This window comes from Paenibacillus sp. J22P15 (assembly GCF_056269345.1).
Genome location: NZ_JBWDNT010000005.1, coordinates 327,372 through 351,387, shown reverse-complemented (window position 1 = coordinate 351,387; position 24,016 = coordinate 327,372). Strand labels below are relative to the sequence as shown.

The 24,016-nt window shown below is 41.3% G+C and carries 13 protein-coding genes and 1 pseudogene; 5 read left to right on the top strand and 9 right to left on the bottom strand.

The window, feature by feature from the left end; all coding sequences use genetic code 11:
• Nucleotides 1–154 precede the first annotated feature (154 nt).
• Both AC0YN6_RS14890 and AC0YN6_RS14885 read right to left on the bottom strand, forming a co-directional pair.
• Complete coding sequence (locus AC0YN6_RS14890; protein WP_475747744.1) at nt 155–1,900, bottom strand: sensor histidine kinase; 1,746 nt, start codon at nt 1,898–1,900, stop codon at nt 155–157.
• Nucleotides 1,901–1,915: 15 nt separating this feature from the next.
• Nucleotides 1,916–3,439 (bottom strand): response regulator, encoded by a 1,524-nt coding sequence (locus AC0YN6_RS14885; protein ID WP_475747742.1) that lies wholly within the window; start codon nt 3,437–3,439, stop codon nt 1,916–1,918.
• 327 nt (nt 3,440–3,766) lie between these two features.
• Between AC0YN6_RS14885 and AC0YN6_RS14880 the strand changes: the two genes are divergently transcribed.
• The 4 genes from AC0YN6_RS14880 to AC0YN6_RS14865 all read left to right on the top strand — a co-directional run bounded on the left by AC0YN6_RS14880 (nt 3,767) and on the right by AC0YN6_RS14865 (nt 9,013).
• Nucleotides 3,767–4,645 carry an ABC transporter permease gene (locus AC0YN6_RS14880; protein WP_475747741.1) on the top strand — a complete coding sequence of 293 codons (879 nt, stop codon included), beginning with the start codon at nt 3,767–3,769 and terminating at the stop codon, nt 4,643–4,645.
• Nucleotides 4,646–4,667: 22 nt separating this feature from the next.
• Nucleotides 4,668–5,519, top strand: coding sequence for a carbohydrate ABC transporter permease (locus tag AC0YN6_RS14875; RefSeq protein ID WP_475747740.1), 852 nt, complete (start codon nt 4,668–4,670; stop codon nt 5,517–5,519).
• Nucleotides 5,520–5,550: 31 nt separating this feature from the next.
• Nucleotides 5,551–7,032 carry an extracellular solute-binding protein gene (locus AC0YN6_RS14870; RefSeq protein ID WP_475747739.1) on the top strand — a complete coding sequence of 494 codons (1,482 nt, stop codon included), beginning with the start codon at nt 5,551–5,553 and terminating at the stop codon, nt 7,030–7,032.
• A 73-nt stretch (nt 7,033–7,105) separates the two neighbouring features.
• On the top strand, nt 7,106–9,013 hold the full coding sequence (locus tag AC0YN6_RS14865; protein WP_475747738.1) for a heparinase II/III domain-containing protein: 1,908 nt from the start codon (nt 7,106–7,108) through the stop codon (nt 9,011–9,013).
• Nucleotides 9,014–9,346: 333 nt separating this feature from the next.
• On the opposite strand, the gene AC0YN6_RS14860 is transcribed toward AC0YN6_RS14865, so the two are convergent.
• The 4 genes and pseudogenes from AC0YN6_RS14860 to AC0YN6_RS14845 all read right to left on the bottom strand — a co-directional run bounded on the left by AC0YN6_RS14860 (nt 9,347) and on the right by AC0YN6_RS14845 (nt 17,676).
• Nucleotides 9,347–10,819 carry a chlorohydrolase family protein gene (locus tag AC0YN6_RS14860; RefSeq protein ID WP_475747736.1) on the bottom strand — a complete coding sequence of 491 codons (1,473 nt, stop codon included), beginning with the start codon at nt 10,817–10,819 and terminating at the stop codon, nt 9,347–9,349.
• A complete protein-coding gene (locus AC0YN6_RS14855; protein ID WP_475747735.1) occupies nt 10,819–12,306 on the bottom strand; it encodes an amidohydrolase family protein in 1,488 nt (495 codons plus the stop codon). The genes AC0YN6_RS14860 and AC0YN6_RS14855 overlap by 1 nt, the downstream gene beginning before the upstream one ends.
• Before the next feature lie 271 nt (nt 12,307–12,577).
• Nucleotides 12,578–12,662: pseudogene (locus AC0YN6_RS14850) on the bottom strand.
• A 10-nt stretch (nt 12,663–12,672) separates the two neighbouring features.
• Nucleotides 12,673–17,676 (bottom strand): cohesin domain-containing protein, encoded by a 5,004-nt coding sequence (locus tag AC0YN6_RS14845; protein ID WP_475747734.1) that lies wholly within the window; start codon nt 17,674–17,676, stop codon nt 12,673–12,675.
• 271 nt (nt 17,677–17,947) lie between these two features.
• Here AC0YN6_RS14845 and AC0YN6_RS14840 point away from each other — a divergent pair, with 271 nt between their 5' ends.
• Nucleotides 17,948–18,778, top strand: coding sequence for an AraC family transcriptional regulator (locus AC0YN6_RS14840; RefSeq protein ID WP_475747733.1), 831 nt, complete (start codon nt 17,948–17,950; stop codon nt 18,776–18,778).
• 278 nt (nt 18,779–19,056) lie between these two features.
• Here AC0YN6_RS14840 and AC0YN6_RS14835 read toward each other — a convergent pair whose 3' ends face one another.
• From AC0YN6_RS14835 to AC0YN6_RS14825, 3 genes are all read right to left on the bottom strand, one after another.
• The gene (locus AC0YN6_RS14835; RefSeq protein ID WP_475747731.1) at nt 19,057–21,249 is read right to left on the bottom strand and encodes a glycosyl hydrolase family 95 catalytic domain-containing protein; all 2,193 of its coding nucleotides are present in this window, start codon (nt 21,247–21,249) and stop codon (nt 19,057–19,059) included.
• Between the two features lie 92 nt (nt 21,250–21,341).
• On the bottom strand, nt 21,342–23,003 hold the full coding sequence (locus AC0YN6_RS14830) for a type 2 periplasmic-binding domain-containing protein (RefSeq protein WP_475747730.1): 1,662 nt from the start codon (nt 23,001–23,003) through the stop codon (nt 21,342–21,344).
• A gap of 112 nt (nt 23,004–23,115) precedes the next feature.
• Complete coding sequence (locus AC0YN6_RS14825) at nt 23,116–24,015, bottom strand: carbohydrate ABC transporter permease (RefSeq protein WP_475747728.1); 900 nt, start codon at nt 24,013–24,015, stop codon at nt 23,116–23,118.
• Nucleotide 24,016 lies beyond the last annotated feature (1 nt).

Below are 24,016 nucleotides of genomic sequence, written 5' to 3'. Positions count from 1 at the left end.
TAGAAAAAAAAATGAATGCGAACCTGACAGCTCTTGCTGGGGTATGCATTCATTATTAAAGATATCGTCGATAGGAACAACCTTGAAAATCAATGTTCTATCACCATAATTATTTAATATCAAATTCCGTTCCAAAATTCATTTTTTACAGTGATCAGATCAACTGTTTTGTTACAGATTCTGTATCGTCCGTCCGATGAATCGGCAGGTTAACCATAATCCTTGTACCTTCTCCTAACTTAGAGGTAATATTCACACCATAGTCCTCGCCGTAATATAGCTTTAAGCGATGATGTACACTTGCAACACCAAAGTGCTTCCTGTTTACATTAATATCATAATTACGCACATAATCCATTAACGCATCCACCGCCTCCTCGGTCATCCCAATCCCATCATCCTCCACTATGCACAAAAGCTCCTGCCCTTTCGTATATCCCCTAATCGTAATATGTCCTTGCTTCCGACCCTTGAAGCCATGCTTAAAGCAATTTTCCACTAGCGGCTGAATAATAAATGAAGGCACCATTTGCTGCTGAATCTCTATCTGAAACTCTATAGAAAACGTGATAAGATCGTCCTTCAAGAACGATTCCAGCTTACAATAAGCGATCAACTCAGCCCACATATCCGAAACGGCAATAAACTCTTTACTCTCATGAAGTGTATGATGCAGAAACCTCGAGAAATCTTGAATAATGTCAGTAGCTTTGTTGTAGTCTTTAAACTTCATTGTCCAAATAATAGAATCTAAAATATTGTAAATGAAATGTGGATTAATGCTGTTGCGATATACACGCAGCTGCGTTTCTTTCTTATATAACCCTGCCTTATAAACCTCGTCAATTAAGTGGTCAATACGCTGGACCATGTCATCTAAGCTCTGAAACAAAAAGGAAAACTCATCCTTTCGGTCCGTTTTAAAAATCACTTTTTCATTGCTGTTCTGACGATACTTTTTGATCATGGCAGAAAGCTGATAAATCGGAGCTGTTACGTGATCTAACTGTCGATAAAGAAAGATCAACATAACGACAGAAAACACGAATGCGATGACGAGAAGCAGTTTTCGAATTTCATAAATACCAGAGAATACCTCTTTCTCGAGCAGCAGTTTCGTATATTTCCAGCCGTATTTTTCGGACTCGCCGCTAATGACAATATACGGCTGATCATCAATCGTTACTCTCCCTCCAGAAGATACCTCCTGAATCTTCACCATAACCGCTGCTGGATCATCGTTATTGCTATTGACGACAACCTGATTGTTTTGATCACTAATGATTTGGATCGAGTGAGGGTATACATTATCTTTCACTAAAATCTCCTTAAACGAGTATTGCAGCATATTCACAGATAGCAATGCTACACTATCTTCAAAATAATTTTTCTTTACACGTCCGGCAAGCGCTGTTAGAGAAGCAACGCCCGTAGTAAGATCCCGGGTATGAATCAGCCCTGGTTTTTTCAGCTGTTCTCTAGTGAAGCCCTCTACCCAATAGCCGCTATTGTGCTTCAAAATACTAGATTCCTCTGTAGAAACGATCACACCGCTGCGAATATCCTTTAAATAAATGGAGTACACATTGTAATTCGTTGAAAACAACATATTTTCCAGCTTAGTTAAAATTCGTTTATAGTTAATCTCATCTGGCTCTTTGGCTAATTCTTTAATGATTTCTTCATCAAAAGCAATGGCATAGTATGCCTGATCCAAATATTTAAACTTATCATCAATCTGTTTAATCGCAAAGTCGATCTCCAAATTTGCAGTATGAATGGCTTTTTTTTGCAGGTCTGATTCGATTATGTTATAGATAATGATGCCCGAAATAGCCATTGCAATAGTAAAAAAAGCAATAATGGTGAAGTAGGTTTTCCATTTGATAGAATGTAACATAAGTGCTCCTTGCCGCTAACCGACATCAGTTAAATTTTTATTCTGATACTCCTTGGGCGTCATTCCCATATACTTTTTGAAAAGAAAATAGAAATTTTTCTGTTCCAGTCCTATTTGAGCACAAACATCACCAATTTTGGCGTGAGGAATAGACAGATGCTTCTTTGCCAGTTCAATCCGGTAAAGATTCATATATTCCGTATAGCCTATTTTGTAGTCCTCCTTAAAAGCTTTACTCAAATAGACATAACTTGTATTTAATTCATTAGCAATAAACTTTAAACTTAAACCTACCTCTTCAATGTGATCCAAGGAATAAGATAGTGCCAGCTTTACAATCGGGCGTATTTTTTGTGTTTTATTTTTTTTAACCTCACTCGAAATAGACCTCATACGCTCTTTCATATAACTTTGCAGCTCTGAAAGACAAGTAATGAGCTCGAAATCTGCAAGAACGGCCTCAGGTGTAAGAGCAGTATCGACCGACAGCTCTAACGTTAATCTGGAGATGCTTTCGCTGCACTGATTGATCATATGAGTGATGCTGCTGTTAACGTCCCTCCACCTCGTAGACATCTTGTCGATGTATTCTGCCGCCTCATCATCCCATTCCGCTTCCATACATTTGATTAAATAAGAAGTATCCAGATAGAGCGTACTGTCCTTCCTCTTTTCAACATGCAGGTCTTCCCGTATTTCTTCATAGAAGGTGATCATATTTAAACTGTGCAGAAATCCATAACGATAGGACTGCAGTGCACTTTCGTATGATTCTTTCAGCTCGGCAGGTGTATCAGCTTTTATTCCTACGCCAATGCGAACCTTTTTGCTGAATTTAAAGATTTTGTAAAGGTCTTCAAAATATAATCGGTCAAGAGGCTTGTCCTCAAAGATGATCCCGGTAAGCAAAGTCCCGCATTGCAGCAGCATGATCTTCATGCCTGAGCTGGCAACCTCTTCCTTCAATCTGCGCATAGAGATTCGTTCTCCATACCCCCGAATTACAAATGCAGTAGCTCGAGTAAAGTCCAGCTCGCTTTGTAACGTTTCAAATGCTTGCTCAAGCATGGAAGGATCTAATGCTCTATTCATGAAATAGGCTTCCATCGTAGTTGAAAGCTCCTGTAAAGTTACTAATGTAGCAAGGGCATGAACCTCACGTTCCTTCATGATTTGATGAGTCGCATGACGTACTTTGTCCAGCAGCTCCTCCTCTGCAATTGGCTTTAGCACATAGGAGAATACACCTAATTGAATCGCCTGATGGGCATAGGAGAATCGCTCGTATGCGCTAATAATAATGATCTTCGTCTGTGGCATTCGCTCATGAATATATGCTGAAAGCTCCATCCCGTTTCCGTTCTCCATCTCAATATCTGTAATGACAATATGGGCCTTATTGCGACTTAAAAAATCAATCGCCGACTGCCCGCTTTCAAAGGCTCCTATAACACATGCGTTAATGGATGCCCAATCTATGAGCTGGACAAGCCCTTCCCGGGTTATTTTCTTGTCCTCTACGATTACAATATCAAACATTACCTTTTCCTCCGATCGAATAGCAATAGAAATGACCCTGACAAGAGGATCATCAATTTAGTATACAACGCAACATAACACAATCTATGCATACCTTTGTAAACGCAGTGTAATTGTTTTTAAAGCGCTTTCAACAAGTCGGTTGATTTTCAGGATGTTACGTTAATGTTGTGGATTGTGAGGGCAAAAGGCAATTTGTTAAGCTTCAAGTGAAAAGTCGGGGAAGCAAATACAACAGAGGAGATGGAAGTTATACGTACGAGCAAATCTGAGGCATACCTATCCTTACAAACACCAAAATCGAAAGCAGCTTCAATCTTAAGGAACATGTACAAACAACGACAGCTGTTTTTTATAATCGCCATCCCGCTGGCATTATATTTACTCTTTGAATATCTCCCTATGTTCAAGCTGCGTTGGGCGTTCACCAACTTCGGGGAGGTTCCAGCATCACAGGTTTCCTATGTTGGTCTAGATAATTTCATAAGACTAATGAACTCAGCGTCATTCATGAATGCTTTCAAGAACACGATTATTATTAGCTTAATGAAGCTCATATTCGGCTTTCCAATACCAATTATTGTGGCGCTGATGCTGAACGAAATCAATTCAAGGCTGTTTAAGAAATCAGTGCAGACCATTATTTATTTCCCGCACTTCCTGTCATGGGTTGTAATCGGAAGTATTTGGTTCCTTATTCTAGCTCCACAAAACAGTATAAACTCGCAGATAGCCACACTGATGGGAGTAGAACCCACCTACTGGTTCGCCAGCAAGGATCATATTCGAGATCTGCTCGTTTTAACTGATATTTGGGCAGGCGCCGGCTACTCCGCTATTGTCTACCTAGCTGCAATTACCTCTGTTGATCCAACTCTATACGAGGCAGGCAAGGTGGACGGTGCAGGCAAGCTATCGCAAATATGGAACATCACATTAGCTTCCATTCGCCCCACCATCGTAATCATGCTTATCTTCGAGCTTGGAAAAATACTAAACATATTCGATCAGGTACTTATTATGGCAGCTCCTGTAGTATATGAGACAGCTGATGTTATTCAAACCTATGCCTATAGAACCGGGATTAGCGAAATGAAAATTGGATACGGTATGGCTGTTAGTATCTTTAAGGCTGCTATTGGATTTACACTTGTGTTGATTACTAATAAAATCGCTAAAAAAATTAATAATGAAGGTGTATTTTAATCTAGAAGGGAGCGTGTAGACATTGCTAATCAAACAGAGTCTTGAAGAAAAGGTAGTAAAAATAATATCCATTGTCGTGATGGGATTATGTTCATTAAGTGTGCTGCTGCCGATCATGTATATTTTCCAGCTCACTTTTTCAACCTCTTCCGATGCGTCATTTCGCATATTACCTAGAGGCTTTACTCTAGATCATTATAAATATGTATTGGAAAATGAGCTCATTCAAGGACCGTTTCTAAATTCCTTGTTCGTAACCGGATGCAGCATTATCGTGTCTATGGTGCTTACAATTGGAATTGCGTACCCTCTCTCCAGAGGAGAACTTGTAGGAAGGAGATTTTTGAACTTTATTATTGTACTTCCCATGCTCCTTAGCCTAGGGTTTCTACCCAAATATTTGCTTGTAAAGGACTTAGGGATGCTTAATTCATTTACGGCACTTATTTTCCCAGCTGCATTGAACACCTTTAATATCCTTATTATGCGAAACTTTTTGGAAAGCATCCCGTCTTCACTGGTGGAGAGCGCACGGATCGACGGCTGCTCGGAGATCAAAATTCTGTTCAAAATCATACTGCCTCTATCAACTGCAGCAATAGCAACCGTCGGATTGTTTTATATGGTATCCTCATGGAACAGCTATTTGGAGGTCATCCTTTATATTAGTGATCCTGATATGCATACGTTACAGGTTATCCTACGCACCTTAGTTATGGAAAACTCGATGGATTCGACCAGTACCGATCAGACACTATTAAAAAACATTCAATATACGACGATAGTTGTAGCATTGATACCAGTTATGATTGTTTATCCATTCCTACAAAAATATTTTGTAAAAGGTGTACTGATTGGCTCTGTAAAGGGTTAATACAAAAATAAAAATCAGAGGTGCAGCAAAAATGAAAAAAGTGACAACTACTCTCGCAATACTTTTAACCAGTACAATGGTATTAGGTGCCTGCGGTTCCAAAAGCCCGGCCGAGAAGCCTGAAGCAGAAGGGTCAGCTAAAGATGGAGATCTATCCTCCATCACGTACCTAAGTAAGGATTATTACAATAATCCCGATGTCGCACAAATGCTATCCGATCAGTTTAAGAGCAAAACAAACATTGATTTGGAAATTAAGCATATTCCGCAAAATAACTGGGAGGACAAGGTCACTGCCTCTTTCGTTTCAGGCGACATGCCGGATCTAGCTCGTTTACCTGCTAATCCATATCCTTTTGTGAAACAAGATTTTCTAGTTCCTCTGGATGATTATATTAATAGCAATGAGAAAGTAAAAAAAATTCTCGATGCTAACCCGAGTGTTGTGGAACCATTTAAGTTTTTCGGAAAAACTTACGGTATATCTGTTACGAACCAAAAGTATATGACGATGTGGTTGCGTACAGATTGGTTAGCCAAGCTTGGAGTAGAGCAGCCGAAAACGATCGATGAACTTGTCAATGTGCTGACATTATTTCGTGACAGCGATCTAGACAACAACGGAGAAAACGATACAATCCCATTGACTCTCTCTGCAGTGCTGAAGGATCAAGATTTGTTCGCTGCTTATTTCAACACTCGCAACCAGATTTATATGAAGGATAACAAAGCTGTTGTACCATTCCTGACGCCGGAATATAAAGAATATCTTGATTTTATGAAGAAGCTCTACAGCGAGAAATTAATTGATCTTGAAATGCCAACAAACACAAGCTATGGTGCAGTAAGAACGAAATTTATGAATGGTGAAGCTGGAGCGATCATTATGTGGGATGATGTTTATGACACGCTAAAGGCTGGCTTGGATGAAAACTTCAAGGATGCGGACCTGGCTTTTGTAAAGCCGTTTGAAGGTGAAAAAGGTGTATTCGGGCTATCATACTATGAAGCCGACTCCCCTATCGGCATTACAAGCGCAAGCAAACACCCTAAGGAAACGTTTGACGCCTTCTTCACTTGGCTGCTAACAGATCCCGAAGCAGTTATTGCAACTAGCCGCGGTATCGAAGGTTATCATTATGATTTAGTTGATGGCGCACTTGTTGCGAATGTGGATAATGGCGGAGTCGGCTTCCGCGGGCAGTCATTCCCGCCGCTTGATCGCGACTTTAAATATCCGTTCAACTTCGATCATGACACTCAAGGTGAATATGACAATATTATCGAAATTGCGAAGATTGGTGAAACCTATAAAGAGAAAGTAGTGACAGACCTGCCATCCAGCGAGTTTTCTCTCTATAGCAACGTTGAAGGCGATCTTAAAGCTAAAGTAACAGATCTATTCCATAATTATGTCATGGGCAAGCTTGATTACGACGGTTACGTAAACAACTTTACGAATTATGCCAAAGAAATCGACCTTCAAGCTGTCGTTGACGAAATCAATAAATAAAACGAAATGGGGAGAGTGGCCTTGTACAACCAAGCTATTCTTCCCATATTCTTTCTAATAATGGAGGTACCTCATGCTAAGAGAGCTAGTGTATGAAACAACCGCATCTGGACAAGTAAGAACAAGGCCTTTCCCAGTTCTTCCCTTAAAGCAGTTTACCCCCTTTCCAAGCTATGAGCAGCGAGATCTATGGGCTTCAATCGATGATCAGATCAGAAATTTAATTATTGAGCAAGCAGAGACATACAAAAACTTTGCCTATCCGATGCTTAAAGCGACTGACTTTATGGAATACTTCAAAAGCGGTGACCGAGCCATTTTTGAATCCCCTTATTTTGCTCGCAGACACGCCCTTTCCACATTGACGCTAGCGGAGTGCTTAACAGGCGACGGCTCCTATTTGGCGGACATCATTAATGGTATTTGGTGCGTCTGCGAGGAAAGCTCATGGGTCGTTTCGGCTCATAACTTTATTTATGAGCCGGATCCCATTAATGGCGAGAGAACTCTTCCCGATATCGATATTGCAGCACTTGATATATTTGCTGGCGAGACCGGAATGACGCTAGCGATCATCTACTATCTTCTTAAAGACAAGTTAGATGAGATCGAACCACTCGTTAGTCGTCGAATAAAACGAGAGCTCAAACGCAGAATTATAGACCCGTTTCTGACGAGATATGATTATTGGTGGATGGGATACGGCGATCGGCGAGATATGAATAACTGGAATCCATGGTGTGTAGTCAACTGCTTAACCAGTATTCTATTCTGTGAGGAAGATGATGATCTTCGGAGAAGAGGAATTGTCCGCGCGATGGATATGCTGGATTATTACTTGCAAGGAATAGACGAGGACGGCGGCATCGATGAAGGAGCGACCTATTGGGGAAGATCCTGCGGCATGCTGTTAGAAGGATTAGCTTTGGTCGATTATGCGACAAACGGTTCGATTCAAATTTATCAAGAACCAAAGCTTCGCCATTTTACCGACTATATTCGAAAGCTGTACATTGGCAAGGATTATGTCGTAAACTTTGCGGATGGCAGTGCAAAATGCAATCCTGCTGCAGAGATTATTTATTCCGCAGGTATTCAGATGAATGATTCGCGGCTAGTGGACTTTGGAGCATATTGCTTTAAGTACCAACTGGATAACAAAATATTCCCTACGCTCTCCCTCTCAAGAGCCATGTCCTCGATCGATCAGTCCCATAGCATGCTGCAGAAAGCACGGTCCGTTAAATTTGAAACCGAATCCTATATTGAAAGTCTAGGGATTATGGTAGCACGGGAGACCGAGGAGGCGGATAAAGGCCTATTCCTCTGTGTCAAAGGCGGAAGTAATGGGGACAGTCATAATCATAATGATGTTGGAAATTATGTCGTCTTTTATAATGCTCGTCCCATACTCATTGATATCGGGGTAGAGGTTTATCGCCGAGAGTTTTTCGGTCCAAACCGCTACGATATTTGGACAATGCAGTCCCAGTACCACAATTTGCCAACCATCAATGGAGTAATGCAGCACGAGGGGGCTGAATACAACGCAGAACAGGTTTACTATCGTGCGTCTGAGCAAATAGCCAGCCTGTCGATGGACATTAGCAAATCCTATGGGGCAGAAGCCATGATCAAACACTATACGCGTCAAGCTTCACTTGACCGGGTTGCACAACAGATCATCATCCATGATTGTTATGAGCTGGAACAGAATAAAAGCTTGTCGTATCACTTTATAACTCCTTGTGATGTCAAACTGACTGAAGATGGTATTGAATTCATATCCGATCGTGATGTGATACAAATGAAATTTGATTCAAACGGTTTTAACATTCAAATCGAAGAAATCCCGTTGACCGACAGCAAGCTTGTATCCAGCTGGGGCAATAAAATCTATCGAATTGTACTGGAACAGAAGGTAGTTCCACAAAGCGGAGATACCTTGTTTATTATATCGAAGACAAGAAGCTCGAATTGATAGATCATTATACTTGGTAATACGAAGTCCATTCTTCCACTCCCGGTACGTTCGTCTAATTGGGCTCCTCAAACAAAAAAACCACTTCAATTGAAGAGGTTTTTTTTGTTTGGTTGAACCTAGAGGCTTCCCCTGACCTCATCGCTGTTAGTGATAGCGATGGGTTAGGATCTAGTATGTTGATGTAAGAAGAATCCTTGTTAAATAAGTGTTTGTACCGACTTTCGTACGATCTAATCGGTTCGTTTATGATGCTTGGTGATGGTTTTCGTCCCCAATTCGTCCCCATAAATTCAAACCTCGAATTCATTCATTACAGGAATGGCTCCTTTATTAATCCAAAAATTTATAAGATGGCGGAAAAAATGTTTCTTTCGGTCTATTGTATTGATCGTACTCTTGATAAAGATTTAGGAACTTCTCAAAAACGACCTGTGCTTTTTTCATTAGTAAATCTTCATCAATACCTATTAGTTTTTTATTTTTCATAAGCATTTTTCCATTAATAATGGTATGTGTTACATTGCTTCCTGTACAGCTAACTATCATTGTACGAACAGGATCTTCATATGGTCCTACAGCAATATCATTGAGGTCTATTGCAATAATATCTGCTTTAGCGCCTAAAGCAAGCTTACCTATGTCCGTACGATCAAGTGCTTTTGCTCCGTTTACCGTTGCTGCGTCAAAAAAATCTGCTACAGTCATTCTTTTGTACTCAGGTTCATCTTCAAACCTATTAATTACACTGCCATCCTCTTGATAACGTCTGAATATCTGTCGGTTATGACACATTATGTCCAAATCCCGAGCAAGCCGCATATTTCTTATCATGTCAACAGGTTGAGCATCTGTTCCGATTGTTAGATTGATACCATAATGCTGATATTTAGCAAAAGAATACAGTGCTGTACCGCCTTGTATTTCGGCAAATGGGGTTGATATAACACTAATTCCATAACGCGCAAGCGTTTCCAACTCGCTGTTAGTCGCAGCAATACAATGAGGGATAAGCAGTTTTTTTGAAAGCAAACCGATACGCTCAAAATATTCAATAGATGTATTTCCGCCTAAGGCTCTTATATGTTCCCATTCTCCTAAACCTTCGCAGGCATGAAGACGCATGGGAGCATTTTTATCTTCTGCATAACGGATTGCGCGCACTAATATATCTTCTGTAGTCCAGCGTATCTGGCAAGGGTTTATAAATCCTCGGATAAGACCATTTCCTTTGCCGTCAAATTCCTCAAAGTGACGAAGTGCGTCTGAAAAGCTTTGTTCACTTCGTTTTTCGTCATAACCTTCACCAATGCCAACATAAGAACGGAAGGAAGGTCCTACATAGAGTCTCATACCCATTTCAAGGCCAACCTCTGACATAATTTCATGTTCACGGTAACTTTGGCTCCAGCCATGAAACGTTTCGCCTTCAATTGGCATTGCAGTAGTTATTCCATTGCGTATCAACTGTGCTATAGAATAAGTTTGTCTTATTTTAAAATCCTCATCTGTATAAGGATCAAGAGTACGGTATTTTTTTCCCATGACAAACCTATTTTCAGGTGAACTAGGGAAGGCTACATCAATAAGTGCATGGTCTGTGTCGATGTCTGCTTCCAAATCAATAAATCCGGGGCTGATTATGGATATGCCCGTATCAATGATCTCATCTACATGACCTTCAAAGTCCTTTCCAACAAAAATAATGGTGTCACCCTTATAAACAACTTCACCATCACGGTAAAAAACATGCTTGCTGCCATCATGTCCTATAACAAAGCGCCCTTTTATTTTTGTCGTTTTCATTAATAATGTCCTCCATCCTGCCTCTGCCATTCTATATCAAATATTTCTTCCGTTTCTGGTTTTCTGGCCATACCCCAATACTGATTATGCAGATAGGCAAAGCCGTGTAGTTTGGCTCTTTCAATTGTTTCTTCCGATTCCTTTTGTGCTTGTGTTAATACTGTTCTTTCATCCACTGTCAACACTTTATAATCACGGACCAAAAATTCCCCGTCAACTAAAACATTGTCAACATCACAGCCCTGAGCACTCATTACAAGGGAATGTAACGGATTGAAATTAGGAGTAAGACGAGGATTCATTAGGTTAACTGTGATAATATCTGCACGTTTACCGACTTCTAGCGAACCTATCATGTGGTCAAGGCCAACAACCTTAGCAGCATCAATCGTTACAAGTTCGAGCATCTTCTCATGCGGTAACAGATTTGAGTCTTGTGCTACTCCTCTATAAGCTTGCTGAAATTGCCTCATGCAAGCAAACATATCCAATCCTCCTCCGGATTTGGGACCGTCTGTCGTAGCAGCAATACTGACCCCCATATCGAGCATTCTGTGTATCGGTGCATGCGAGCCGGGGGCTGCTGTGGCATGCGTTCCTGTATCGGCAAGAACCTTAACTTCCTCATCTGAGAGGTAAGAGCAATGTTGTAAATGCACATGAGGGCCTAAAACTGCGTTGTCCAAGTCCTGCATAGCCAAATAAAGCATACCGCCAAAACAGTCGGAATGAATGCGGGTATTATATTCCTTGGCAATACGAAGCATCTCTCTTGCCTGAAGTTTATCGTGCTCTGTCAGATTTGTAAGTTGTTCCTTCGGCGTTGCTCCGGAAGGATTTATTGAAGTAATCATCCCAAACGGAGTTACATAGGCATAAGTTTTGCCGCCATTTGTATTATTCAAAGTTTTTATTACCTCTTCAAGGCTTGAGACCGCCTGTTCAAAGGATACTGAATACATGATACGCTTTCCGCCTGACCAACGGCTGAAATTATGAGGCCACGGCACATGGCTAGGGCCAGTACACACGATATCTCGAATACCGACTTCAGCATAGGCTTTAGCATTGTTTATTGCAAAGATCGGATCATCGCAGCGCGGCTGTGAGCCCATTACGCAGACACCGGTTGTCACACCAGCCTTCACGCGCTCAAGAGCGGAGACACGACCTTCTATATACCAGAAGTCGTCTGTAACATAATGTTTGTATGTATGTGTCATTGCCGGCATCCAATAACCAGTATCCTTGACAACAAACCGGAATGCAGTATGTCCCGCATGGCCGTGTGCATCAATGAACCCTGGCATTATGATATGGTTTGAGCAGTCGATTACTTCTTTAGCTGAATATTTTATCTTTATTTCCTCTGATTCACCGACGTCGATAATTTTACCTTTATCAATCGCTACAGTTCCTTTTTTTATCACATTACGTTTCTTGTCCATTGTAATTACAAACCCATCCAACAAAATACAATCGATCATTTTTTACACTCCTTTTGCAAATGAATTATTTAAAAAAGGACATGAAAGTTCTCACTCTCACCTCCTAAATTTTATCACATTTTTATTATTTTTCTTTTATTTATTTTCTCCAATAATTTAGCTGCTTTTCTTCTTGCCCGTCAGCTACGAAGCGACTTGGTTCTTACCTCAATCGAACTAGCGACACACAGCACTCCACATGTCTGGTGTACAGCAACAAAATCAATTCAATACAAAAAAACGGCATCTCTGCCGTTTTTGTTTAAGGTATTGGTGGAGAATAGAGGGCTCGAACCCCTAACTGAATTAATTCATCCTTTCGATAAAAAATAAGGGGAAGCTATTGCAACTTCCCCCCATTCGAAATTAACCCAGTATTAATTTGGCAATATCTGCCAGATCAACGATGTCTATTAAACCGTCACCGTTCATATCTGCTTTTTCATACATAGACCAGTCTGCATCTGCAGAAGTTTTTCCATAACCAGCTGCGATGAGAGCGAGATCACCGATGCTGATTTTACCGTCTCCATTTAGATCACCAGAAGCCGCTACATTCACGGAAGCTTTAAATACTTGCAACGCTGCTTCTAGTTGAACGATCGCTTGCTCCACTTGATCTTGAGTAGCCCCGCCTTGTTCCGCTACTGCCTTAGCGCGATCAATAGCCGCTTGCAATATCGCTTTCGAACCAGCAGGATATTGACCAATTCCAGCTCCTTCTACCGCTGCATCATGCGATGCTTGCGCACTTGTAATAAGTGCTTGCAATGCCGCTTTATCCACTGCGATAATTTGAATCGTGTACGGGGAACCATTGTCCACCGTCGTTTCGATTCCGCTTGCACCCGCAACAGCCACGTCAGTTAAGAAGATGGAGCTCGTTACGTTTTGGTCAGCCTCTTTGGCCTTGAAGTTCAGTTTCAATACTGGAGCCGTAGACTTTATTGCACTTCCGGACCCCGCACTTGCCATCAGAATGCGAACCTCACCTTCTCCTTCCTTCTGTCCAACAATCTTAAATCCACTTTGCAAGGCATCGACTGAAAGCAATTCTACTTGGACCCTGTCATAATGGATCGTTTGATCCAGTGCATAAACGCTATCTGCAACATTGCTCAAGACGTAGGTCACATCGAATGTCTCGCCCGCAATGACGCTAGCGTCTCCCGTAGCCGTTAGAGTGTAATCCTTTGTTATAGGCGCCGCTTCCACGATAACCTTTTGCAAAACATTACCCGGATAACCTTCAACGTTAGCAACCGCAATGATTGTACCTGCTTCCGCATACATCGCTGGATCGAATTTAGCAAACGTTAACGCTAAGTCCTTAGATTCATTTGTAAATTCGGCGCTAATCGTTTCCGCCAGTACAGGCGCTGTGCCTGCAACGGTGGTGACATCCTCAAGTTCGCCGATCGACTCAAGTCCCACGACATTTACCGTTGTGCTGACCTTACCGTTTAATCCGACTAACTTTCCTGTCGCAGTAAACGTGCCTGTAGTATTCTTATAAGCGGCTGGACTCACTCTATCCCAGCTAATCGCCGCCGTTTGATTCGTACCGTCTTCAAACGTAACATTGGTTGTCGTTGGCAAGACAGGAGCTGCTCCACGTACAGTAGATACTGGAGAAATCGCTGCAACCGACGAAATCGTGTACGTTTTATCAATATAAATGGTATAGTCTTTATTGCCCGCTGATGTAATTTCCGAAATTACCAACTTGTTTCTTCCATAATTTAGATTCGTAAGCTCGACTGCAGTTGTATAATCAGGGAAACTAGCTGTAATATCCACACCATTGAATGACACAACATGACTCACGCCCGGTAACACAGGTTTGGGTTTGATTAAAGTAACCGGCTGTGCATTATTGCTGACGGTTGCTCCATAAATAGTATAATTCGGATTATAAGTTCCCAATAACGAAACATTCCCTAGGTTGAAGTTAGAACCATAACTTACAAACGTCGGATTAGAAATTATCTTTATATCATCTAGTAAAACAGTAGCGTTGATTCCTCCAAATGCAACACCACCAGTGGAGTACGACCCGTCATTCACAGATATTATTTTGGTTCCATCTACTACAAATCCGACTTTGCCGCCATAAGTCTGAATTTGGAAATCATGCCACTCCGTTGCATCAAATCCTACTGGCACCGCAACCCTTCCTAGCGAGATGTCACTTGTTGGAGTGTGTTTATTAATTTCAAAATATGGTGTTCCAGCAGGAAAACCGGTTACTCCGCCTTTATTTCTGCGGTAGATTACCTGATAGGCTGGCGGGTTTGGTTCTTTTCCATTTGTGTTGATATAAATTGTGAAATTATCATATGCTTGATTTAATATGTTAGTTGAACCCCAGCCTGCGAATTTCCACTTCATATTGACAATATAGTTGTTCCAAGGGGCACTCGTTTGATAATAACTTTGCCCCTCTCCGATCACGGATTGCATAACTTTATTACTTGGATTTGCAGGATCCGCAATAACGCTCGAAACGGGAGCAATTGAGCCCTTAAGACTAAAACTCGGCACAACGCCGTCTTCAAAATTGAGGTCTAGTTGTATTTTGTTCTCGTTGGAGGTATCGTAATCCGGTACAGTCTGTATGGGAATTGAACCTAGCGCGGGCGCGGGCGTTCCTCCATAGACATAAACCTGATCAAACCAGCTTGCGCCTGTACCATTAGGAGAACCTAATTGCAAGTAGTCAAATGGGAGAGCAGTAGCGTCTTGATACACCTGCACGTCATCAATATACATCGTTACACCTGTTCCCGTGTAATCCCATTTCAATTCGTGCCAACCATTAGAACGCTTTACTGCTGTGGCTTGCTCTACTCCATCAATATTTAATACATAGTTATTAAAGTTTGCGCTGCCTGAATTTGCGTTTACTCCAATCCCTCTACTCTTTTCTCCGTCATCCGCACTTGCCATAGTATAAAAGTTTTTCATGTTAAAAGGTCTGCCCGAATCATAACCGGTCGGATGTATAGCAAATGGGTCAAACATTTTTACTGAAACTACTTTGTTTAAGGCTTGAGGAAACTCCCTATATAGTACAGGTTTTCCAGATCCAGAATCATCGATCATAAGCGAGCGACTATCCTGTAAAGGTGTGCCTGCCATATATAGCGTAGTAGTTTTTGGAAGCGTATTTTGATAGCTCCATTTTGCCATATCAATTTCTTTGTCCTCAAAGCTGTCTTCAAAGTAAATATCTGTAGGTTTATTGGCAGCAGCCACTGGCGTTTTATATTCCGCTGGATAATCAGCGGTTACACCGATTTTATCAAATTCCATCTTAGAAGGATCAAATGTAGGATCTTTATCGTATGCAGGTCCATAGTTTAAGTTTGTGTTGTCTGAAATAAGCGCTTTGTCACCATAAGAAGGTTGGAAATATGAACCTCCTTCAAAATTTAAGTTCTGTGAATTAGTAGACATAACATTTTTAAAGCTTAGTCCGTTTGCGCCCATGTCTGTATTGATGTTGTTAGGTGTAAAGTTTGTCATCGTAGGGTTCGAAGCGGTTTGATCTATAATAACTTGTTCAAAATAATTGCGTTTAAAATTAGGCTCAGGGTCTTTCCCCATATAAATCCAACCGACAAAGAGTGTGCCGTCATCTCCGCCGTCTTGTTGGCAATCATGTACATACACATATTCAAAACGATTGTCATGAATATATAAATCATTGTAACGGTTTAAAAATTTGTCGCCAAAACCACCCACATTGTTCGGATTTCTCGGATAACCCGCTTGCAGAAGCAATCCTCTGCGCGGGCTGTTGTAAATCTCGACATGTCTTACAGTGTTTCTGCCTGCATTGTTCATTGAAATGCCTGCTGAACAAAGCACCAATTCACCCACATCATGAATAATGGTATTTTCGATCAGATTATCTCTCGAGTAGCCTTCTCCATTGATGCCTCCATTAATAGGGTCGCCAGGATATCCACCCTCAATTTGAATCCCATCGTGACCGACATGCTCAATTAAACTATCACGAACAGTAATATTGTGGTTTGCTAAATATAATGAAATACCATTCATGCCTCCATTTTTTATGTGAGAGCGCTCAATATTGATATACGAGGCATAGTTCATTTTAATTATGCCAACCTGAAATTGCGGTCGGTCTATACCTTCGGCATACGATGGATTGGTTGAATTCATAGCTTCCGGCGGATATTTCCCCATACCCGCACCTGTATCGCCCCAGTTCCAATAAGGTGAATACCAATCAGGAAAGTTGGTATCCGCGAACTTAATTCCGTTTAACTGAATGTTGTGAACCGTATTATCCTTATCATTTCCTTTGAAAAGAACGATTGTCTCTACTTTAGGTATAATTACATCCAATTGTGTAATATCGCCTGTCGGATAATAATACAGATAGCCTGTTTTTTTGTTATAGTAAAATTCACCAGGCTGGTCAAGAAATCCTAAGTTGCCTTGAACAAAGAAAGAACTAAGGTCCCCAACCGAATAGCGGGGTCTGTTAAATTCAGGTTTTGCTGGGTCAGTTTTAAAAGTAAGCTTGCCTGTGGTATAACTGCTAAGCATAAGTGTATTGCTTTCCCAGTGTCGATCTCCGCCAACATCATCTGTAAAAACCTGCGCGTCAAAGTCACCGCGCGCCATTGCGTTTATCATTCCGTTTCTTGTGTTAGCATCCAGAATAGAGTCTTTAAAAGTCATGGATGTAACGTTTGAGCCAAGTTCCCCGCCACCAGTTGTTCTGTAATAGTCACTAAATGAGCTAGGAAATTTGGGACGTTTATTTAAGTTTGGCGAACGAGCCATAATCTGTCTTGTATCATTCACATAAAGCGTATTAAAGTCTTTGCTTGGATAATCTCCTGTGCCGACAAACGTTTTATACACCTTACCCGAAATACTGTCTGGTAAATCTCCATCCGGGTTTGTAGTTGGATCAGTTGTACCGTTAACTAAGGTCCATGAGTTAGGGTCAACCTTCTCTCCGCCGATAAAATTAACGGTATTGAGTCCATCCATTTCACGATAAATAATGTTATGACCATTTGTTCCAGAATCCGCAACACCAAATTCTACTGTATTCGTTATGTAGTAATCACCGGCTGCAAAAAAAACATAAATATCACCTGTCATATTACTGTTAATCTTTGCAACGGCCTTACGAGCGCCATCTAAAGTAGCAAGCGGCTGTTCATAGGTTCCTGGGTTTGCGTCATTACCTGTGGGTGATACAAAGATTTCTGCTTGAATATTGCCATGCTGTATTGTTTCGGCCTTCACTTTAACTGCCGCTGTTCCAAACATGGTTAAAATCATAGTCGCCGCAAGAACGATACTCAGTAATCTCTTGAGCATGAATACATCAATCCTCTCATTTTTATTGACCCATTATTTTTTTATTCCTTTTAAAATCCTTTTTTGCAAGGGCTTTCATTTCTTTGTAAAGGCTTTCATTTTTTTCGCAAGTCTTCTTCTCCTCTCCTCCTAGGATCTTCTTCATTGTAGTTTCGAAAATACGACAAAACTACCTCTTCCTTCAAAGAAACTTGTAATTTTGTTCACACTAAATATAATAAAATCAGGAGGCGCATCACCCCACATCCTCACGATGAAAGCAGGCGGCTTTATGGGCTACTATGAACATATTCCTTTTGATAAAGAACTTTTGTTGAAGAGAAGCTTTAGCAGATATGAAAATCATGACCTGCACGTGCACGAACTATTAGAAGTATGTATCATTTTAGATAATGAGGCCCGTTACTTGTTTAATGGCCGAGAATATGATGCCATTCCCGGCGATATTTTTATTTGCCGCCCTTTTGAGCCGCACTGGATCTTCTCCAAAGATAAAACGGTTGCCTGCGAATATATTCTCTTTTATTTCTCACCGACCTTTGTAAAAGGCGTTCCTTCCGGATATTCGCTGCTGGCACCATTTTACTTTTCCAGCTCTCTGCCTGCGAAAATTCCGGGTACATCCCCTCTCGCGAAAAAGGCGTTTCTTGCAGCCAACCTGGCACTTCTCGAAAGTGAAAAACAGGGCGTCGCTTGGGAAAGCAAACAGTTTATACATTTAATTCAAATGCTGATTCACATCTACGAATACACCAAAGAACATCAGCCGTTCAGCAACGAAGATGACATAGAAGAAGGCATGATCGGTGCCATCAGTGCGCTCATTGCCAATATCACAAACAAAATTGATATAAATGAAGTCATAGCATTATCCGGCTTAGGAAAAACGATGTTCTACCGGAAATTCAAGCAAATGACGCAGCTGTCTCCTAACCATTTTATCAATAAGTTTCGACTGCAACTGGCGACCCAGGCGCTTTCCAAGACTAACAAGCCGGTTATCGACATCGCTATGGAAAGTGGCTATGCTTCGCTGAGCGCCTTTAACAAACAATTCCAAGAGTATTTCGGCATGTCTCCTCGTAGCTATCGGAAGCTCTGATGAGAACATCATAGACGAAAAGAAACCTCTGATAGTGATAGGGGTCTTTTACAGAGCAAATACATAGGCAAGATTATGAAAAAAAGACGTGAGGAAAGAATCCCTCACGTCTCTTGTAATGTGTTTATCTGTTAAAAAATGTAGTCACTTATTACAACTGCTCGACCTTGACGGCACTGCCATCAATCTTGCGACACTCTTTTGTTCTTTGCCAAAGTTAAAATCATAAAGAGCACATACCGCAGCTCATTGTGGGCATGTGCTCTTTATTTCAATAATCAATCAGAGCATTGAGATGATAATCGGTAGTGCTTCCCTGCTTCCGTAGCAAAAGATATGACATCACCAGACAACTGCCAATCTATTTTCTTATGTTGTTCTCCGTCTGTCTCCATAATACAGACATCACCATTTGGCCACGGATTTAAGATGTTACATGTTCTTCCTTTTTCACTTTCAATGTGTATATACGTTATATTTCCATCTTTTAACTCACTCGAAACAAGAAAGGCTCCAACTGCTCTTAAGCTTGTAAATATAGCATTTCTATCACTAGGCCATACAGGGAACAACCTAATTACATGCTGATAACTTTGCATTAGCATCTCGTTAATCGCCGAAGGTACACCGCTGCAGCACTCGATGCCTCCTCCTCCGAAGTAGATAAACAGGTTAGGATAACTATGCTCAAGGCATTGGCGACGAAGCTCACGCAAAATGACTTCGGGATCATATCCAACTCGCGCCGCAGCAGTAAATATCGTTGGGAAGCCGTTATAATCCGTCCAGCGATTTATAACCGTAATCGTATCTTTTGCAATTTCCAGAAGATTTGGATCTGAATCCAGACCGATTGCTCCCGCTGGCCATATATGCTGAATTGCCAGTGTGTTATCATTCCACCAGTCCCGTCCTTGCTCCGTTAATCGAAATATTGTTTTTCCGTCACGTTCAAACGTTGGAAAGTCACTAATATGCTCTAGGATATGCTCCCACTGTTCATGCCTCTCCGCATCACGATGCAATTCCTTCGACATATCGAGCAATCCTTTGAATACTGCACGGACCACGCCTAAAGAGAGGAGGGGATTCATGTCCTCGAACTCCTGTATCCATTCATCATCCGGATGCGAAGCCATCCAAGTGGGAACTTCGTGAATAGCATCGCGATAAATGACGTATCGATTTTCTTCGAATACTAAATAATCCTCCCAGAAATTAGCCACTTCGATTAGAAACGGGTACGCAACCTCGCTGGCGTATTGCAAATCATAAGAATGATAATAACGCATTAGCATATTTACTGCGCTTAAGGCTGCATTACTTTTCTGCCCCAAAAACAAATGGCCGTTCTCATAAGTAACGCTTGCACTTGTCGTAGACAGTGCAGTAGGTAATCCTTTGGGACCTATACCGACATCGTAATAGATCCCATTCCGTCCTAAATATTGTTCGGCATATCTGCGTCCATTGGACATATATTTCAGAAGCGGCGTGTCGTACGGCTCACTCAATTCGATATGATTGGACGAATAGACTCCCCACCATGGGGCTTGATAATTATAATTCAAGTGATAATCTCCAGCCCAAGCGGGGGTGTCTGTCGTTATCCAGCTGCCAAACAAGCCCGGTGCAAATGCTTTATTGCGACTGCAGCAAGCCATGATATAGTGGGATCCATACCAAAATTTTTCAAGCAACTCATCTCCGATTTCTATCGATGACTTGGTCCAGAACCGGCTCCACCAGTTTTCATGTTCCAACCGGAGCGAGTCGACACGACTCTCGTCGAGAAGCTTTACTCTTCCAATCGACTCTTGTTCATAATCTTTCCGATCATGATTCGTCAACACATAGGCAACGATATAGGTCTTCTTGCCAGGCTGCAATTCGAATACATTACCCCCACTGTCTATGCTGCGCATGGCTATTACGCCTTCCGTCGGCCAGTCCAGTTCGACACCGGTAAATTTCCGCGTCACCCAAGAAACGTCGTCGTCAAGTCCAGATTCCGATTCCGATTCATGCCCCGACTGTACCCACAAGTCCACCTTAACCGGAATTGCGGTTAGCCCATCGCAAATTAGCTCTACAACCACCGCATTCTCTGTAGCCGAAACCCAAGAGGTCATTGTGACTTGTGTTGCGTCTCCACCAAAAGTCGACACCACATTTGCTTCATAAAGACATTGTTCAGCTGAATACGAAGCGTTAACCAACGCGGGAATATGAATGTCGATTCCCCCGAGGAGACATGGGCTTCCACTCTCATAGCCCCTCTTTGCTTTCCAAAAGTCAACCTTTGATATCCAGAGACGCTGTTGTTCCGGTAACCCGCTAAGAACAACACCGACATCGCCGTTTCCAATTAAAGGACCATCAACAACTTTTTTCGAAGGCACGTTAACTGGCGGTTTCGTAAAAACCCCATTATATTTCTCCATCTTCTCTTTTCCATGTTCAAATCTCATTCATTCAACCTCCTGGACACTAAGATCTCTACTCTATCGGACAAAACTCGCTATGTTCCCAATAAAGGAATATAACGAGTTTTGTTATTCCATTATTGATTCGCTGCACTTCTGTCTTGATATCTCTTGAGTGCATCATTGTAGATCTGAAGAACTTTATCAAGATCGCCAGTCTTTTTTAATTTATTTTGGAAGGCTGACCAGTTCTCGAAGCTTTCTTTACCATTGATAAACTTATTTTGCATTTCAGCTACGTACGTTTTAATTGGCGACATATTCGAAGTGATCAGTTCTTTTTCATCATCTGTAAATTCAAGGTAAGGTTCGTTGATCCAAGTCGGTGTGTACTCATTAGGGAACGGCATGTCGGAAAAAGCGGTTTCCCACGGTTTCTCAACTAGTTTCCCGTCCACAAAGCCAGTATCTTGTGGCGCAAAATCAACGAATGCCCATGTATCGATTGCCATTTGTAATCCTGGACGATAGGAACTGCTCGCCCTCATTCCATATTTATCGCCTTCCGTCCAAGGATTAGTCGCTTTCTTAATTGAATCGACAAAGGTCGGCTTGCCACTGGAATCGCGTGTAAATGTAGTGTCCTCAATTCCCCAAGTAACCAATTCAATAATCTCTGGCTTATACTGCAAATCTAAAAACTTCACCAATTCTTGCACATTCTTCGCCTTCGGATTAACGACCATTATCGCACTTGCGCTAATACCTACGGAGTTGAAGTCACTTATGCTTTGCCACGCTTTTCCGTATTTCGGGTTGTCCGGAAATAGAGAGATAACAAACTTCTCACCATTTGTTGTCGTGCGGTTCCATTCTCCAGCATTGTTAAACCAATTTTGCAACAAAATAAAGTTGGTTCCGTTCAATGCTTTCTTCTTTATTGCATCATCAGTATCCGAAAATACCTCAGGGTCTAATAGTTTTTCAGAGAATAGCTTATTTGCAAACTGCAACGACTCCTTATAGGACTCTTCTGTGGCACCATAAACATACTCTTTACCGTTCCAATAGATATTCGCCCCATTGTTGTGGTTAGCTAGGAAGAGGGAATCAAAAGAGTTCCACTGCGTATTAACCGGGAATGATTCAGGATACAGCTCTTTTAACTTTTTTGCGGCGTTGTATAGCTCATCCAATGTTGTCGGAATCTCTATACCATTCTTTTCCAATATATCATAGCGATAAGTTGCTGGAGTATACACACCCATTCCTTTATATTCAGCCTGTCTTGGCAGATCTACGTTCCATAATCCATAAAACTTCCCATCCGATCTGATCGCCTTAATATTACCATTCGTTGCCTGATTAACTAAGTTCATGTAATTTGGTAGATCTTCTTTATACGGACTTAAATCTAGAAATGAGTCTTCACCTTCATACTGATTGAAAATGTCTTTACTCATGATCATGAAAAAGTCTGTTGTGTCACCGCTGGCAAGCAATAGCTTGCTCTTATCTGGGTATTCACTAATTGGAATATAATTGTACTTGATATCAAGCTTTTTACCTGTAAGCGACTCCATTTCTTTAATCCATTGCTTATGTACGATGGAATCCTCTATTTTTGCGCCAAAAGAAGGTACCGTAACTGAAAAACTTAGCGTTCCACCTGATTGTGTCGAATCTTCGGTGTCTTTACCTTTTTCTGTTTCCGAGTCTGAACTGCATCCTGCGAGAATGTTTCCCATGATTAAAATGATAGCTAGAAAGAGTGTAGTTAATTTCAAACGCTTTTTCATTGTATCCCCTCCGGAAATTTATTCTACTTATACAATTCATCACATATGCCGAGTATCTTCTTGTCAGTCTAGAGTGATTAGAAAGGCATCTCCCCCTCTCCGTTTTCTACACTTAACCTTTAACAGCCCCTATCATGACACCCTTCACAAAATATTTTTGGAGAAATGGATATATTAACATGATGGGAAACATAGCAAGGACGACGATTGCCATTTGAATATTTTTGGGATCCATTTTCAATTGCGAAAGCATTGCTTGCATCGCCGCTGTTCCGGATCCAGATTCGAAAGATATTGTGAACAAATATTTTCTAAGAATTAACTGCAATGGGTATTTATTCTCATCATTAAGGTAGACAAGCGCCTCAAACCAACTGTTCCAGCTCCCGACGATACCAAATAGAGCGAATGTTGCTAGAAGCGGTTTTGAAAGCGGAATATATATTTTTGATAAAATTTGCACATCATTCGCACCATCAATTACAGCGGATTCTCGTAAGTCGGTTGGTATGGACTGGTAGAATGATCTGAACAATAGAACGTTAAACGCAGAAACACAACCTGGTATAATCATGATCCAGTAAGTATCAAGCAAGTGAAGACTGCGTGCCAGTAAATAGGAAGGAATCAATCCACCGCTAAAAAACATCGTAATGACTAGGAAAACCGAAAGAAATTTTTTGGCCATGAAATCCGTAACTGTAAGTGGATACGACATAAGAGACGTAAATGTCAGCATGAGAACAGTCGATCCAACCGCATAAATGATCGAATGAAGGTAACCCGAATACAGAAATGGGTCTTTTAATATAAAGCTGTAACCGCTTAAGCTAAATCCCTTCGGAAAGATCGTGATATTTCCCTTAAGAATATTTTCACTAGAGCTTAAAGAGACTGCGATTACATTTAAGAATGGATATAACATGGATACACATAGAAGCAACATGATCACAATATTTACAAGATCAAATATTCTCGAACCTAGGCTCTCTTTACCTACCAATTTCGACACC

Coding starts and splice junctions, on each gene's coding strand:
- AC0YN6_RS14845 (WP_475747734.1), bottom strand. CDS start 17,676: ATGCTCAAGAGATTACTGAGTATCGTTCTTGCGGCGACTATGATTTTA.
- AC0YN6_RS14830 (WP_475747730.1), bottom strand. CDS start 23,003: ATGAAAAAGCGTTTGAAATTAACTACACTCTTTCTAGCTATCATTTTA.
- AC0YN6_RS14840 (WP_475747733.1), top strand. CDS start 17,948: ATGGGCTACTATGAACATATTCCTTTTGATAAAGAACTTTTGTTGAAG.
- AC0YN6_RS14885 (WP_475747742.1), bottom strand. CDS start 3,439: ATGTTTGATATTGTAATCGTAGAGGACAAGAAAATAACCCGGGAAGGG.
- AC0YN6_RS14855 (WP_475747735.1), bottom strand. CDS start 12,306: ATGATCGATTGTATTTTGTTGGATGGGTTTGTAATTACAATGGACAAG.
- AC0YN6_RS14865 (WP_475747738.1), top strand. CDS start 7,106: ATGCTAAGAGAGCTAGTGTATGAAACAACCGCATCTGGACAAGTAAGA.
- AC0YN6_RS14870 (WP_475747739.1), top strand. CDS start 5,551: ATGAAAAAAGTGACAACTACTCTCGCAATACTTTTAACCAGTACAATG.
- AC0YN6_RS14835 (WP_475747731.1), bottom strand. CDS start 21,249: ATGAGATTTGAACATGGAAAAGAGAAGATGGAGAAATATAATGGGGTT.
- AC0YN6_RS14890 (WP_475747744.1), bottom strand. CDS start 1,900: ATGTTACATTCTATCAAATGGAAAACCTACTTCACCATTATTGCTTTT.
- AC0YN6_RS14880 (WP_475747741.1), top strand. CDS start 3,767: ATGTACAAACAACGACAGCTGTTTTTTATAATCGCCATCCCGCTGGCA.
- AC0YN6_RS14860 (WP_475747736.1), bottom strand. CDS start 10,819: ATGAAAACGACAAAAATAAAAGGGCGCTTTGTTATAGGACATGATGGC.